Annotated in this window: 12 protein-coding genes; 9 read left to right on the top strand and 3 right to left on the bottom strand. The window is 45.2% G+C overall.

What is annotated here, in order from left to right:
• A partial coding sequence (locus tag Q0G26_RS07815) for an autotransporter domain-containing protein (protein ID WP_293829634.1) occupies positions 1–2,673 on the top strand: 2,673 nt, incomplete at its 5' end.
• A 154-nt stretch (positions 2,674–2,827) separates the two neighbouring features.
• On the opposite strand, the gene Q0G26_RS07810 is transcribed toward Q0G26_RS07815, so the two are convergent.
• Together Q0G26_RS07810 and Q0G26_RS07805 are read right to left on the bottom strand one after the other, a co-directional pair.
• Complete coding sequence (locus Q0G26_RS07810) at positions 2,828–4,483, bottom strand: AAA family ATPase (protein ID WP_293829633.1); 1,656 nt, start codon at positions 4,481–4,483, stop codon at positions 2,828–2,830.
• Between the two features lie 194 nt (positions 4,484–4,677).
• Positions 4,678–6,027 carry an AAA family ATPase gene (locus Q0G26_RS07805; RefSeq protein WP_293829631.1) on the bottom strand — a complete coding sequence of 450 codons (1,350 nt, stop codon included), beginning with the start codon at positions 6,025–6,027 and terminating at the stop codon, positions 4,678–4,680.
• 334 nt (positions 6,028–6,361) lie between these two features.
• Between Q0G26_RS07805 and tnpB the strand changes: the two genes are divergently transcribed.
• From tnpB to Q0G26_RS07790, 3 genes are all read left to right on the top strand, one after another.
• Positions 6,362–7,501: an IS200/IS605 family element RNA-guided endonuclease TnpB gene (tnpB, locus tag Q0G26_RS07800; RefSeq protein ID WP_293829629.1), complete on the top strand. Its 1,140-nt coding sequence runs from the start codon at positions 6,362–6,364 to the stop codon at positions 7,499–7,501.
• Positions 7,502–7,706: 205 nt separating this feature from the next.
• Positions 7,707–8,807 carry an adenosylcobinamide amidohydrolase gene (locus Q0G26_RS07795; protein WP_293829627.1) on the top strand — a complete coding sequence of 367 codons (1,101 nt, stop codon included), beginning with the start codon at positions 7,707–7,709 and terminating at the stop codon, positions 8,805–8,807.
• A gap of 91 nt (positions 8,808–8,898) precedes the next feature.
• The gene (locus Q0G26_RS07790) at positions 8,899–9,210 is read left to right on the top strand and encodes a hypothetical protein (protein WP_293829626.1); all 312 of its coding nucleotides are present in this window, start codon (positions 8,899–8,901) and stop codon (positions 9,208–9,210) included.
• A gap of 469 nt (positions 9,211–9,679) precedes the next feature.
• Here Q0G26_RS07790 and Q0G26_RS07785 read toward each other — a convergent pair whose 3' ends face one another.
• Positions 9,680–10,540: a MerR family transcriptional regulator gene (locus tag Q0G26_RS07785; RefSeq protein ID WP_293829624.1), complete on the bottom strand. Its 861-nt coding sequence runs from the start codon at positions 10,538–10,540 to the stop codon at positions 9,680–9,682.
• Between the two features lie 148 nt (positions 10,541–10,688).
• Between Q0G26_RS07785 and Q0G26_RS07780 the strand changes: the two genes are divergently transcribed.
• Genes Q0G26_RS07780 through Q0G26_RS07760 form a run of 5 tightly spaced genes read left to right on the top strand, consistent with a single transcriptional unit; the run spans position 10,689 to position 16,095 of the window.
• The gene (locus Q0G26_RS07780; protein ID WP_293829623.1) at positions 10,689–11,495 is read left to right on the top strand and encodes a nitrogenase iron protein NifH; all 807 of its coding nucleotides are present in this window, start codon (positions 10,689–10,691) and stop codon (positions 11,493–11,495) included.
• Positions 11,485–12,774: a nitrogenase component 1 gene (locus Q0G26_RS07775; protein WP_293829622.1), complete on the top strand. Its 1,290-nt coding sequence runs from the start codon at positions 11,485–11,487 to the stop codon at positions 12,772–12,774. The genes Q0G26_RS07780 and Q0G26_RS07775 overlap by 11 nt, the downstream gene beginning before the upstream one ends.
• Entirely contained in the window at positions 12,767–14,062 is a 1,296-nt protein-coding gene (locus Q0G26_RS07770; RefSeq protein ID WP_293829621.1) for a nitrogenase component 1, read from the top strand. The genes Q0G26_RS07775 and Q0G26_RS07770 overlap by 8 nt, the downstream gene beginning before the upstream one ends.
• Before the next feature lie 7 nt (positions 14,063–14,069).
• Positions 14,070–15,041: an ABC transporter substrate-binding protein gene (locus tag Q0G26_RS07765; RefSeq protein WP_293829620.1), complete on the top strand. Its 972-nt coding sequence runs from the start codon at positions 14,070–14,072 to the stop codon at positions 15,039–15,041.
• A gap of 16 nt (positions 15,042–15,057) precedes the next feature.
• Positions 15,058–16,095: an iron ABC transporter permease gene (locus Q0G26_RS07760; RefSeq protein WP_293829619.1), complete on the top strand. Its 1,038-nt coding sequence runs from the start codon at positions 15,058–15,060 to the stop codon at positions 16,093–16,095.
• Positions 16,096–16,100 lie beyond the last annotated feature (5 nt).

Raw genomic sequence — 16,100 nt, 5'->3', positions numbered from 1 at the left:
ATCAACGTAGCTCTGGATACGGAAAAATCCGCACTGGAAGGCGTAGCTTACATGGCAGGCAACAACAGCCAGATCAATATGTGGCTGCAAAATGGTGCAAGCTGGACCAATGAAGTACATGGTTCTACCGAAAAGGATTGGAAGGGCAATTCCTTGTTCAACGGCAGCCATGTAACTAACTTCGCAGGCGGTGCAAGCGATGCTAAAGCAGGCAACATCTTCCAGAAGGACAGCAACAGCCTGACTATTGATAACTATAGTGGCAACACCAACATCTACTACGCTCATACCGGCAACGGCGAAGCAGCTAGCGACTACGCAGCAGGCGACACCATTATCAAACATGCGGCAGAAGGCTCCGTAGTATCCATGATTACCGACAATACCGGCGTAGCAATGGATAACGAATACAGCGTAGCTAACGTACTGAACACCTTGGCAGGCAAGCTGACCTACAGCAACTTCACTAAGGACGAAAATAACTTGACCGGTTATGTGAAGATTGCTGATGGCCTGACTGCAAGCAGTAAAGCAATGCAGACTGGCAACATCGCTTTCAATGCTGAAACTGGTAAGGGCAGCCTGGAGAACGGTTCCATGAAGCCTGGCTTCACCTATCCGGAAACCCAAAAGCCTGAAGTTACTGAAAAGAACCAAGGTATTACTGGCGATGCTAAGACTGATTATCAATACAAGAAGGACGGTATCCTGAAGGAAGACGGCAAATATGTATTCACTCAGAATCCGACTAAGATTGATGTTGAAAATGGTGCAGCAGTAGATGCATCTACCAATGACATCAACATCGATACTACCAAGGCTAAGCTGGAGCTGAAGGGTGAAACTGGCATTAAGGCAGATGGTGCAAATGTTGCTGTTAAGGGCAGCACCGAAATCAGCGGCAACGTTGGTATCGACGCAGTAAAAGGCAACGTAACCTTGAATGGCAGCACTGTTATCAACGGTACTGATGCTGCAATTAATGCAGGCGAAGGCGCTAATGTAGATATCAACACCAACAACAGCGTTCTGAACATCAAGGGTGATATCAACGCCAACGGTGGTAACATTACCGTAGATAGCGGTAATGCAACCGGCACTATTGAAAGTAACGTAACTGCAAGCAATGGCGGCAATGTTGAAATCAGCCTGAACGACAAGAACTCCACTCTGACCGGCGCTTATAATGTTGATGCTGACAGCAGCATCGTAATGAACATTGCTAACGGTGCAACCTGGAACCTGACTGATGACGAGGACGAAGCTTCAGGTATGTCCCTGATGAGAATGGCTAAGGCTCCGGCAGCTACCGCAAAAGGCCTGACACTCAATGGTGGCAAAACAGAGGCTGAAACCGGTTTCATTAATATGCAAAAGAGAACTAAGGAAGTCAAGATTGCTAATTACAGCGGTTGGGAAACCTTCATCTACAGTCATGAGGGTGCAGGCGATAAGGTTAGCGACTACAAGTCCGGCGATACCATTATCGACAAGGCAGCAAAAGGCTCCGGTGTAATCCTGTCCACCGATAACAGAGGTATCGACATGAAGGACAAGAATTCTGTAGAAGCAACCTTGAAGGCATTGGCACAGAAGGTTACCTATAAGGATCATGCCGCAAACGGCGAAAATCTGAGCGGTAAGGTACAGATTGCTGATGGTCTGACAGCTTCCAGCAAATCCCAAAACATCGGCACTTTGCATTGGGATGAAAACGGCAAGGGCCAATATGACCTTGACAGTGTAAACTGGAACAAGATCATCGAAGGCGATTACGAAACCTTTGTCATGAAGGGCGTAAGAAGCGCAGCAACCACCTCTCTGCACACCTGGCGTGATAACATGCAGGACACCTATACCGGTGCAGACATGGCTGATGAAGATGGCATGTTCGCAAAAGCACTGGGCGGCAAGACCAGCTCCGATGTAAGCGGCCTGAAGGACAGCAACACCTACTATGGCGTACAGGTTGGCTACGACAAGGCAGCAGCAAACGGCTGGCACACCGGCGTAGCATTTGACTACCGCAACGGCGACTCCAACTATCTGTTGGGTGGCAAGGGCGATAACCAGATGTACAGCCTGGGCGTATACGGCGTGAAGAACTATGAAAACAATGCTTACTTCCGTGTAGCAGCGAAGGTTGGCCGTGTTCAAAACGAATACGACGTATACAATGAAATCCGCAGCCTGAAGCTGCATGGCGATTACAAAGCCAATGCTTATGGCCTGACTATGGAATATGGCAAGACCTTCGGTGATGAGGATACCTACTTCACTCCGAAAGCACAGCTGACCTGGTCTCAGGTAGGCAGCAAGGATTACACTGCTCATACCGATAACGCAACCATGCAGATTTCTCAGGACAGCTACAGCAGCTTCGTTGGCAGACTGGGCTTTGAAGCAGGCATGAAGAGCGAAAAAGGCCGTCTGTATGCAGGCCTGTTCGCAGCGCATGAGTTCAATGGCGACATCAGCGCAAGCTACTTTGCAAACGATGGCGACAGAAAACACACCAGCTTCAATGGTGAAGAAACCTGGATGGAAATGAAGCTTGGTGGCAGCTATGACTTCAGCAAGACTGCTCATCTGTATGCAGATATTGCTAAGGACTTTGGCGGCAACTTCGAACGCAAGTGGAAACTGAACGCAGGTCTTCGCTTCGAGTTCTAATCTATTAATTCAGCTCTCTCATTTTTTCATACTTAGCTGCGGCGCTGCTATGGCAGCGCTGCAGCATCACTCCAGATAAACTCATAAACTCTCATAAAGCAAAACAGCTCCGGCATGCGCAGTGCATTCGGAGCTGTTTTGTTGTTGTTAAAGCTTAATTTGTTGCGATTTCTACTTTCTTGCCACTGAAGGCAATGCCGTATTTGTAAATAGTTTTGATGCTTTGCTTGCGTAGCTCTGTATCATATTTTTTGCTTTCAATCTGCGCTAAGGCGTTAGCTGCCAAAGCTTTCAGCTTTTCTTCCGTCGCATCCTTAGCAGCCTTGATTTCAATAATGATGCCTGGCATAGCAGCAGTTTTAGGCTGTAACTGGATATCATAGCGTCCTTCACCGCTTTCACGATTGGAGAGAAGGTAATAATCAGAAGAAAAAATAATACTCATGCCTAGAAGCAAACCGTGATAATAGTTTTCCTTCAAACCGTCGTAATAGCTTATGGATTCCATGAGAAATGTTTTTAAAGCTATTTTGAGGGAAGCAGTATTTTTAGTGACTAATGCTTGGTTAAGCGTGTGGACGATATTTTCTCCGATATGGTTACTTAATAGGGAGAGTATTTCATTGCAATAAACGCTTTGAACCTCTTTATTGGGAATAGCAAGCTGGCAGATATACGTACCTCGGTCATCTATAGTAGTGTTAACGGATTTTAGATAGCCTGTCATGAGCAGGAAGCTAAAAATGTTACTTTCCATGTCCTTTAGATTAGGATAAATGATATTTGTGTTGATTATGGAGTCTAAAGTAATACCATTTAATAATTCTCTTAAACTTTCACAGGTATCGGTGTTGAGGTTTTGCAATATCTCATGAATAACTGCATTACCAGAGGTCTGCACCCAATAGGGTAGAGCTGTACAGTTGTTGCCGAAATAGTACAATACAGACCAAGGATTATAAATTTCCGTATTGCCAAACTTATAACCATCGTACCATTGTTGAATTTCTGAGAGCTTATCAACAGCGTGATAATAATCTGCCATAGTCTGTACTTCCTCGGCAGTAAAGCCAAAATAATTACTGAACTGAGTATCAAGAACTGAATATATACGAATATTATTCAGTCCGCTGAAAATACTTTCTTTGGTGATGCGCAAAATGCCTGTGAGAACTGCCAACGTAACATGGGGATTGTCTTTGAGTGCAGAGGAAAAAAGAATTCTGATAAACTCAACCACCTGCTGATAATAGCTATTGATATAGCCTTCCTGAATAGGTGTATCATATTCATCAATAATAATAATAGGCGCAAGCTTGTGATGTGCATGGAGCATTCTGCTGAGAGCGCCGAGACTGAAAAGATAATTGGCATCAGAGGCAGTGTCATTGACGATTTTTTGATAAAGGTTTGTGTCAGCCTTAGTGAGTTCAGTGCTTTTTTCTAGCTCTGGATGTCTGGCATATTCATTTCTGATGACTTCCTTTAACAGCTCTAAAGCAATTTCCCAATTAGAAAATTTAACGTCCTTTAGAGAAAGAAAAATAATAGGATATTTTCCCTGCTGACTTGTGTATTTTTCGCCTGCCTGCCAAATTTTTTTATCTTTGAAATATTTGCTGGTATCTTCAGGTGTCTTTTCAAAGAATGTGCGCAGCATGTCCATATTCAGCGTTTTGCCGAAACGTCTAGGGCGCGTGAAGAGGGTAATGACAGCGCGTTCGTCGAGAAGCTCTTTAATCAGAAGCGTTTTATCGACATAATAGTATTCCGTGCTTACGAGCTTGTAATTCGATGCGCCGATAGGCAAAGGTAATTTATTTTGCATGGAGTATAGCCTCCTCTCGTTCGTTATGCATATACATCGTAATTCGTATTTTCTTATATTATAGCATTTTTTTCAGGGCTGTTAGTAGTAGATAGAAAATTTTCCTGAGCACGCATTAACACAAAACGAGATTTTTTAACAGCGAAAATCTACACAAAACGAGATTTTTTAGCGTGCTAAAGTAAAGGCGTCATATAAAGAGGCAAATATACAATGCCGTCTTCTTCCTTTAGGTCGCTGGTATGCAGGACGTAAGGCGTGTGTAGCTGTTCAGTATATTTATTGATGAATTTGCGGATAGAGGATAAGGTATAATTTTTGCTGGACTTTACTTCGATAGGGGAGATGTTATGCCTATTGCTGATTTTACTTTTGGCAATGAGAAAATCAATTTCCATACGTGAAGCTACATCATCACGGGAAGCATTGGCGTAAAAGTAGAGCTTGTGACCACTAGCAACAAGCATTTGTGCTACAGTGTTTTCCACAATCATGCCTCTGTTTACCTCCAATTTGTCGAACAAGAGCTTTTTATAAATTTCTTCACTGACCAGATTGTTTTCATCAAAGGCATGGCTGATGAGCAGACCGGTATCGGCCATATAGCATTTCAGCAGTCGTTTATCAAGATTTAAACGCAAACCTATATTAGGTTCGGTAGAATTATAGCAGTTATTAGCTATCATGGCATCAGAGAGCCAGAAGATGGCGTCTTTGTATTCATTGAAACGGGCGCCTTGCTTAATAGATGAAAGCTTGAAATGCTGGTGCTGATTTTTGAGCTGTGAAGGAATTTCCTCGAAAATAGCTTCTACGTCTAACGCATAATTGTCAGCGTGCTTGCGGATATCGTCACGATATAAATTCAGAATCCTGCGCTTAACCTTATCGACTTTGTCGAAATTATTGGTCTTGATGAAGGTGTCAACAGCTTGTGGCATGCCGCCGACGATGATGTATTGGCGCAGATAGTTCATAGCTTTGCGATGCAGAGCCTGACCGAGAGGACGCTTTTTTTCAAAGCAGTCGCGAATTACATTCATTAACGTTTCGTTGCCTAGGGCCCAGAGAAATTCTTCAAAGTCAAGAGGGTACATTTCCAGATGATCTTCTTCTGAGGGAATGAGAATATCTTTGACATTTTTCTTTATGGATATTAATGAGCCTGTTTCAATATAATCATAACGTCCGTCGGCAACAAGGTATTTGATAGCAGAACGTGCGCGGGGGAAGAGCTGTACTTCGTCTAAAATAATTAATGTTTGGCGAGGGTATAGCTTGATATTATAAATGCTTGATAAATAGAGGAAGAAGGTATCTAGGTCGGTAAGGAAATGCTCGAATAAATCCTTTACTTCGTTAGATGCTTGGTTGAAGTCGATTAAGATATAAGATTTATATTCAGCCTTAGCAAATTGCTCCACAATATAGCTTTTTCCGACACGGCGGGCGCCTTTGATGAGTAGTGCGGACTCGCCGTTATTTTTTTTCCATTCCGTTAATTTATCATAAATTTTTCTGCGCATGGCTTCAGCTCCTTATATAACATAAAACGCGATTTTTAAAACAACATTTTCTACACAAAACGAGATTTTTTCTACGTCTATTTTAACACAAAACGAGATTTTTTAACAGCGAAAATCTACACAAAACGAGATTTTTTAGCGTGCTAAAGTAATTTGCTACAAAAATCTTGATAGTAGAAGCACTATATGCAGCACTTTCCGAACTTTTAAACCTAACAGGCAAGAAGTCACCCACTTCTATAAGTGGTGTGATGAATTGTCCTATTGTTTTTTAGAAAATTTTTGAGTAATTATGATATAATATTAGTGTAAAATAGTGTGAGGAGGTGGACTAATGATACAGCTAAAAGCATATAAATTTAGAATTTATCCAAGCGATGAACAAAAGATATTTTTTAGTAAAACTTTTGGTTGTGTTCGCCTTGTCTATAATCTTATGCTAAATGATAGAATTAAAACATATGAAGAAAGTAAAGGGAATCCTGATAAAAAGATAAAATATCCAACTCCTGCAAAATATAAAAAAGAATATGAATTTCTAAAAGAAGTTGATAGTCTTGCTCTTGCTAATGCTCAAATGAATTTAGACAAAGCATATAAAAACTTTTTTAGAAATAAATCTATTGGCTTTCCTAAGTTCAAATCTAAAAAAAATCCTGTACAAAGCTATACAACTAATAATCAAAATGGAACTGTAAATATTTTTGGAAAATGGTTAAAAGTTCCAAAACTTAAAGAATTAGTAAAAATTAAAGTGCATAAAAAAATAGAGGGTATAATAAAATCTGCTACTATCTCGCGTAATGGAAGTGGTAGGTATTTTATCTCTTTGTTATGTGAAACAGATATTCAAGAATTACCAAAAACTAATTCAGCAGTGGGAATTGATTTAGGTATTAAAGATATGGCTATTCTTTCTACTGGAGAAAAAATTGAAAATCTTAAATTTAGAAAACAATTAGAAGATAAACTAAAAAGAGAACAGAGAAAATTATCTAAAAGATTTTTAGTTGCTAAAAAATCAAATAAGAACTTAAGTGAGTCTAAAAATTATCAAAAACAAAGAATTAAAGTAGCTAAGATACATGAAAAAATTATGAATATGAGAACAGATTTCTTAAATAAGTTAAGTATGGATATTATCAAAAACCACGATATTATCTGTATTGAAGACTTAAATACAAAAGGATTGCTTCATAATCATAAATTAGCAAAATCTATTGCAGATGTATCTTGGGCTAGTTTTATAAATAAACTTGAGTATAAAGCGAAATGGTATGGTAAAGAAATAATAAAAGTTGATAGATTATATCCATCAAGTCAAATATGCTCTGTATGTGGCTATAAAGATGGCAAGAAAACTCTTGATATAAGAGAGTGGACTTGTCCAATTTGTCATACTCATCACGATAGAGATATAAATGCAAGTAAAAATATATTGGCTGAAGGTCTAAGAATCAGACAAGCAGTCTAAAAATAAAAAGAACCGTAGGAACTACGGGGATAGCTTGGTAAATATAGTTGGCTAATAAAAGCAACTACTTCCCAAGAAGAAGCTTCCACTTCAAAAATTACAAAGTAATTTTAAGTGGGAGAGGTTCACAGTGAATTACTTGACACTACTACTACTATATACTGTAAACTATCTTCTATATTATACACATTCAAGGAGGCTGATTATGTCGGAACATTTATGTACCTTGTCGACAGGAGATAAGGTTTATTTTTACGATAAAAGCATCGTTATCTATTTTTCAGGAGCGCGCAAAATCTTAAGCACATCGCTATATAATGGCGGCTACCATGATGATTACGTTGCTGTATATAATTATGATGCCAAGCAGGGAGCAGGCATGCCCTGCGAAATGCTGGCAGACACCTATGTGGAGCACATGCGCCTTGTATCCAAGCGCTTGGCGCTGGACCCGGACAAGGTGAGCGGCATGGGGACGGCAGCAAGCATGGAAAACGCTGTTGTTGAAACCATGAGCTTTAAGGAGCTGACAGTTACTGCTATCGTAACCGGCGGCATTGAAACAAACGGAGGACGTGCAGGCGATCCTGCTGACTACTACAAGCCACAGCCTAAGCCCAAATACGGAACAATCAACATTATGCTGCTGCTTGATTGCGACATGCCGGAAGGTACAATGGCACGTGCCCTGGTGACCTGCACTGAGGCGAAGACTGCTGCGATTCAGGAGCTGCTGGAGGGCAGTAAATACTCTAATGGTATCGCTACCGGCTCAGGTACAGATCAGACGATTATTATTGCCAACAGTGAAAGCGAGCTGTATATGGAGGGCGCAGGCAAGCATTCCAAGCTGGGCGAGCTGATTGGCAAGACGGTGAAGAACGCAGTAAAAAAAGCGCTGGCCAAGCAATCCGGCCTCACACCGGCAAAGCAGCATGACGTGTTCCGCCGCCTCAAACGCTTTGAGATCAAGGCGGGCGATATGTGGCAGTCCTACAGTGCAAAGGATGCTGCGGTAGTAAAGCCGGAATATCTGCTGGCTGCTGAAAAGCTGGCTAAAGAGGATATAATGCTGGTATATACTTCGCTGTATGCGCATCTGTTAGACCAGCATCTGTGGGAGCTGATCAGCGCCGCAGAGATGCAGATGGCAGGCCAACAGCTGCTGAAGGTTTTGGCAGAGCAATATACTGTTGAAGCAGAGTTAATCGAAGAAGGCACGCTTGCTTCCATGCTGACGGCATGGAAGCAGCAGTTCAATAAAATTATTGAACTGCGTCTGCAGCCTGCAGCAAAAGAGAGCTAATATCAGGTGATAAAGACAAAATATATGCTTGACCTTATAGCGGGAATATAGTGTATATTATCCTTGTAATCAAGGAAGTGAGGTGAATAATATGCATCCGAAATTTGAAATTCCGACCGATCCGCACGGCAAGCATCGTTATGAAAGTGCTATGAAGCACGTGGAGGCTGCTAAAAAGGCCGGCAAATCCAGCGACGAAATCCATGCTATCTTCAAAAAGGTAATGGAGTTCAACCCGATGGACATTGAATCCATTCCGCAGGATGAAGCACATGCAAAGTATCGCACTGCAATGGTGCATATGAAAAAAGCATTGGAAAGCGGTAAGAGCGCAGACGAAGCGCATGAGGTTTTCCGCAAAATCATGAACGGTGAAACCAGTGGTCATTGCCACCACAAATAAGCACAAAAAAGAGCTGTCGCATCAGTCGATGCGGCAGCTTTTTTGCAATATTTAAAGCGAAATTCAGTTTTGTTATTTGACGAAATATGATATAATGTTTATGGTGCTGCCAAAAACGGTAGGCGGTTAGCCCTCTACGGAGGGACTGTGACCCTCCGATGCTATAGAAATCCGGCTTTGCTGGAAATCTCACCGTGAGGGGTGATTACCCATGTTGACCATAGATACCTTTTTAGGGATTATGAGCTTCGGCGTTGGCTGTTTTGCTCTTGGTTTCGCGTTAGGGAATTTACATAGTAAAAAATAACCGCCCACTTTTGCCCAGTAGCGGTTATTTTTTATAAAGAAACCATTAAATGCGGCTAGCCGTCTATCGGCAACACCTTTTTCTATTAATATTTTAGCACTATTTTTTGTTATATGCAAGCGGAACCAAAAGAGCTGTCGCATCAGTCGATGCGGCAGCTTTTTACGTCAGTGAGGGCATATTCTTGTCTATAACCTTCAGGAAGATTTTGTTGACATACTGCTCACAGTCACAGGAGAACCAATGGTTTTCCAAGGGCAGGATATAGATATTGCCGACAGGCTCCAAATCATTCGTCTGTAGAAAGCGTTCGATGCGCCGGGATAAATTTTCAGCGTTCTCGCAAAAGGTACCCGAAAAAATAATTTCCAGATACAGACCGGCAGGCAACGTCATCTTAATGGACTGTCTGTGCTTGGTGGCGCTGGTGACGCAGGAAAAATAAGCCTGTGAACGTTGAAATTCATGCTTTTTAAAAAAGCTTTCCTGGTCTAAAACCCAGCCTGCATGATTAGGCAAGGCTCCCTTGTGATGCGCGCGTCTTTGCCCATGGCGGGCAAATTTGGTAATGCGGCTTTTGCCGTCGTCACTTTCCGCAAGCGGCGTCAGGCGCAGCAAACGATCATTTTGCCAGCTGAGCGTAATGTGACGGCAGGGATTAAGCTCCTTGACGTGCATATCCTCCTTGATGCGCTCGATGGTGTCGCAGATTTCCTGATTACTGCGGATGATGGCCTGACATTCCGCTGTTTTATCCTCCAGCAGCTGCAGAAAATGCTCCTTGCTGCGGTTCTCCAGATATTTTTTGATATTGGCGATGCTGATATCCAGCGCACGCAGGTTGACAATGATTTCCAAATCCAGAAACTGCTGAATTGAATAGTTGCGGTAACCGTTTTCGCTGACGAAATCCGGTGAAAGCAGGTTAACCTTGTCATAGTAGAGCAATGACTGCTTGGATATATTAAAAATTGCTGCCAATTCGCCGGCAGTAAAGTACTTTCGCTTGTCTTTATTAATCATAATTGTTCCTCATAAGCTTGACTATAATACTAGTATATAGTTTAATATTAGAAGGAGTAGTATCACTCCTTTTTATCTAGTAAATTATATCATATTTTCTTACTATTTGAATAGGAGTTTTTTAGTATAGGATGGAGGTCAATGTCTAATGAAAAAAATTGCGATTTATGGTAAGGGCGGTATCGGCAAATCTACGACAACATCAAATCTGTCAGCTGCGTTCAGCGAAGAAGGTCTTAAGGTGTGCCAAATCGGCTGCGACCCGAAAAATGATTCTACCAGACTTTTGCTGGGACGCATCTGCAGCCAGACTGTGCTGGATATGGTGCGTGACAATGAAGAGGTTGCCGCAGAGGATATTGTCCATACAGGCTACAATGGCATTAAATGCGTAGAGGCCGGTGGTCCTGAGCCCGGTGTAGGCTGTGCTGGCCGCGGCATTATCGTGGCGCTGGAAAAGCTGCGTTCACTGGAGGTGCTGACGGACGAGGACCTGATTATGTATGACGTTTTAGGTGACGTAGTCTGCGGTGGCTTTGCCGTGCCTATCCGCGAAGGCTACGCAACCGATATATATATTGTTTCTTCCGGTGAGCTGATGAGCCTGTATGCTGCCAACAACATTGCCAAGGGCGTTAAGCGCTTTGCTATGCGCGGCGGCGTGCGTCTTGGCGGCATCATCGGCAACGGCCGCAATACGCCGAACGAGCAGCAGCTGCTGCAGGAATTTGCCAAACGCCTGCACACGCAGCTGATTGCTTTCATTCCGCGTGACGTTATCGTCAACAAAGCGGAAAACAATCGCCAGACGGTGCTGCAATATGCACCGGAAAGTGCTCAGGCCGGTGTTTACCGCCAGCTGGCGCACGATATCTGGCATAATGAAAACATGGCTATTCCTACGCCGATGAGCTTTGAGGAGCTTGAAAAGCTGGTGGCCGAATATGGCAATTAAAACAAGACGCTTTTACAGCGCACGCAAAAGCTGCAGCTGCAGTATGCCGGGCGTGTGGCGCGCTGTTGCCTATATGGACGGCGCTGTAGTAGTTTTTCACAGCCCGCGTGCCTGTGCTCATGTAGCACGCACAATGGATATAAATTCCCAATATCGCACACTTTCCGAGAATGAGCGCGAGCAATGGGGCTCTGTGCCGCTGCTCAGCAGCCAGATGCAGGAAAAGGACGCAATTTTCGGCGGTGCGGCGCGTTTGGAAAAATGTTTGCGCTTTGCTATTGAAACCTATAAGCCCAAATGCCTGATGATTGCCAATTCCTGCGTGGCTGGTGTTATCGGTGACGATGTGGAATCCGTGGCACGCGAGGTGGAGGAGGAATATAATGTTCCTATCCTTACTGTGGAATGCTGCGGCTTTTTGGGTGCGGAATATTATGACGGATATTTTGAAATTACGCAAAAGCTGTTGGAGCGCTTTGTGAAGCCTTGCACCAAGCAAAAGGACAGCGTGCTGCTTTTAGGCGATAACGGTGGCCCGTGGGGGCATTATGCGAAAGAGGTTACGCGGATTCTGCAGGAATTCGGCGTAGAGGTCATCGGTCAGTTCCCCGGCTATATGGCTATGGATGAGCTGGAAAAGGTGGCGTCTGCCGAATATGCTGTTGTGCTTGGCGGCAGGGGGCAGACGCATATCGGCTTGCGTAAGGTTGCAGAGCAGCTGGAGGAAAAATACGGCACACATTATCTGGCCGATATTTATCCTGTCGGCTGGCAGGAAACGCAGGACTGGATTATCAGCATCGGCCGTATGCTGGGGCATGAGGCACTGGCTCAGCAGGTGCTCAAGCTGGAGCAGCAGCGCTTAAATGAGCAGCTGCAGCATTTTCTGCCGGTGACGGAAGGCAAGAAAACAGTGCTGTGCATCGGCCGTATCCTAAGATATTTTCACCCGGGGAATATCCTGCAGACTATCAAGCTTTTGAGCTTGAATCTTACTGGCATTATTTTACTGGATTCCTATGACGGTGATGAGCGGGAAGCGATGCTGAAGGTTGTGCAGGAAAACAGCGATGTACCTGTATATACTACGGCTGAGGGTGAAAAGCTGGTAGCAGATGCGGACATCGTGCTGACAACGCATGAGCTGCAGAATAAGGAAGCACGCCAGATTTTCCTGCCAATGCTGCCGCAGGTTGCTGTTGCCGGTGAAGTCAAAATGATGCAGGGAATCTATCAGAGTCTGTGCAGCAGACTGAAGGGAGGCGTGCGCTATGTCTGAAAAGCAAGGCTGGGGCAATATCTGCGAGCGTGTGGATACCTGTGCGCTGACAGGTGCAGGTGCCTTTTTTGCTGCTATTGATAAGAGTGAGGTTTTGATTAACGGACCGTTGTGGTGTTATTTTTATGCTTTACGCCATCTGGAAAAGGCGCGCCCCGATATGTATACGCGCTTTTTTGGTTCACAGCCTGACAATAACGCTGTTATTTATGGCTCCGAGGAATATGTAACGCAGGAGCTGCAGCGCATGCTGGAGGATGGTCACAAGCCGTCGGTACTGCTTTTGGAAAGCAGCTGCTCGCTGAGCTTAATCGGTGATGACCTGGCAGGCATGGCGCGCAAGCTGCAGCTGCCGTTCCCCGTAGTTACACTGGACAGCGGCGGTATGGTCGGCGGCTTTGCCGAAGGTTACGCTAAGGCTGCCAAGAAGCTGTTTGCGCAGCTGTTGCCGCAGACTGCGACAGCAAAGCCCTTGGCAGTCAATATTTTGGGACAGTCGGAATTTTATCTGCAGGGTGCTGCCGATACGCAGGAAATAAAACGCTTACTGCAGCTGGCAGGCTATGAGGTGTTTTGCACTCCCGGCTGCGAATGCACGCTGGAGGAGCTGGAGCGTTTGCCGGAGGCTTCGCTGAACATTGTTACCAATGCGGAGCTGGGACTGCCGCTGGCAGAATATCTGCAGAAGCAATACGGCACGCCGTATATTTTTTCCGGTCTGCCTTACGGTGTACAGGGAACGCTGCGCTGGCTGCAGCAGATCAATGCGCAGCTGCCGGCTCCTGCGTTGGATAAGGTGACGGCAGAAGCACAGGCGCAGGATAATTATTTGCTGAGCCGTAATAATGAAGCGATTGCGCTTTGGGGCAGCATGTGGTTTGACAACGTGCTCGTCAGCGCGCCTGCTACACAGGCGCTGTGCCTCGCACAGACGTTGCGCACGGAATGGACTGATATCGGCAGGCTGACGGTTATCTGCCAACAAGCGCTCAAGGACGCGCCTGCCTGCGACACCGCAGAGGCGATTTATACTGTTGGCGTGGACGATGCTGCCATCAGCGAATATTTTAAAACCTGTGACAATGTACTGCTGCTGAGCAGCAGCAGCGAAAGCTCGGTCCTTTACCGCAGAAAGCAGTGCCGCTTTGATGCCTGCAATATCTGCTATCCTACGAATGATGAGGTGTTTATTACCAAGCAGCCGATGGTAGGCCTGCAGGGCAGTGCTTACATGCTGGAGCGACTGTGGAATTGCTTTATCCGCAGGAAAAAGAATAAAGTAGAGTAGGTGGTCTATGAAAAAGCTATTGATGATTATAAGCCTGTTGCTTTTGGTATTTACTGCAGGATGCAGTAAGCAGCAGGCTGGCGATGTTCCTGCTTCGCCGGCGGCGGATGTGGCCTATAGCGTTACGGACGATGCCGGACGGACGCTGCATTTTGAGCATAAGCCGCAACGGATAGTTTCGCTTACCTATGGTACGGATGAAATCCTTACTGATTTGGTTGATATCAAACGTATTATGGCCTACAGCCGTTGGGCGGGCGACAGCGAAATCAGCTTTATTACCAAGGAGCAGGCTTATACCGTGGGACGCAAGGTGCCGGAAAATACGGAAGCTGTTTACGCCCTGCAGCCTGACCTTGTCGTTGCTTCAACAGCCACCTCCAGTGATTTGGTCCGCAGTCTGGAGGGCTTGGGCGTGCCTGTATATATAGCGCGCAGTCCGCATAATTACAAGGAGATGTGCGACAAAATCCGCGGCATAGCTGCAGCGGTGGGCGAAAAGCAGCAGGGGGAGCTGATGGTGCAGAAGATGGACACGCACCTGCAGCAGCTGCAAAAACGCTTGCGCCAGATTCCGTCAAGCCAAAGGCGCGTTGCCGTCGCCTTTAATTTTACCTCTGCCATGGGGCGTAGAGGAGATTTGCTCGACAGCATGCTGACGATGGCGCATGTAATCAACGGCGCGGCCATTGTTGCCGATGAAAACAAGAGCGAGCATGGTATGCCTGCTATCAGCAAGGAACAGGTGGTACGCATAAATCCGGATATTTTTATGCTGCCAACCTGGAATTATAACAATAAACAGGATGTGCAGGGTTATGCTTATGCCGTAATGAATGACCCCGCTTATCGCGATGTCAAGGCTGTACGCAACAAGCAGATTAAGTTTGTTTCGGACAAATACCGCTATGTTGCCAGCCAGCATATTGTCGATGCTATTGAAAACATCGCGCATGCTGTATATCCGGAAATTTTTTGAGGAAGTGTGTTTGTAGATGATTATTAAACGTGAACGGAGTCCTTTGGCTATTATTCTTTTAGCAGTTCTCTTAGTTGTTATTGCCTGTGTATCTCTGACCTTCGGCCAGATAGATGTGCCTGTAGGTAAGGCGTTGGCTGTTATCGGCACTCAGCTGAATCTGCCCGGCTTTACCGAGGCTGATTACAGCAGGGAGCAGCTTGCCGTTATTTGGTATATCCGTCTGCCGCGTATGCTGGTAGGCGTGCTGGTTGGTGCGGCGCTAGGTATTTCCGGCGCTGTAATGCAGGGTATCTTCAGCAACCCGCTGGCTGATCCCGGTCTTATCGGTATTTCTTCCGGTGCTGCTACCGGCGCCGTGCTGTCTATTGCTTTAGGTGCAGCCTCCGGCAGCATGTTTGCTATGCCGGCCTTTGCCTTTTGCGGCAGTATCTGTGCTGTGTGTCTGACGGTATTTTTGGCGATGCGCAATGGTAAAATACCTGTTATGACGCTGCTTTTGGCAGGTGTTGCCGTAGGTATGCTTTTGGGCGCGATTACCTCTGGCCTGCTCACCTTTATGAACGAGCAGAAGCTGCAGCAATATCTGTTCTGGATGGTCGGCGGTCTTGATTATCGCCGTTGGGAGCACGTATATCTGGCAATGGGACCTGTGCTGTGCGGTATTGTGATTATGTGCATGCTGGCACGTCACCTGAACATTCTGGTGCTGGGCGAAACAGAAGCCAAAGCCGTTGGTATGCCTGTTACCGCTTTCCGCATGGGTTTGCTTTTCGTAGCTGCTATGACTACTGCTACCTCCGTTTGCGTCAGCGGCAATATCGGCTTTGTCGGCCTAGTTATTCCGCATATGATGCGTATGCTGATTGGTCCTGACCATCGAGTGCTTTTGCCTGCCAGCGCACTTGGCGGCGCAGCCTTTTTGGTATTTTGTGACTCGCTGGGACGCATTATTATGCCGCCGGCAGAGGTGCGTGTAGGCATTATGACAGCGTTCTTAGGTACGCCGTATTTCCTGTATCTGCTGCGCAGAATGCAGAAGCAGTTCTTTTAAGATGA

The organism is uncultured Phascolarctobacterium sp., from assembly GCF_934190775.1.
Classification (GTDB): domain Bacteria; phylum Bacillota; class Negativicutes; order Acidaminococcales; family Acidaminococcaceae; genus Phascolarctobacterium_A.
This window is presented reverse-complemented; position numbering and strand designations above follow the sequence as displayed.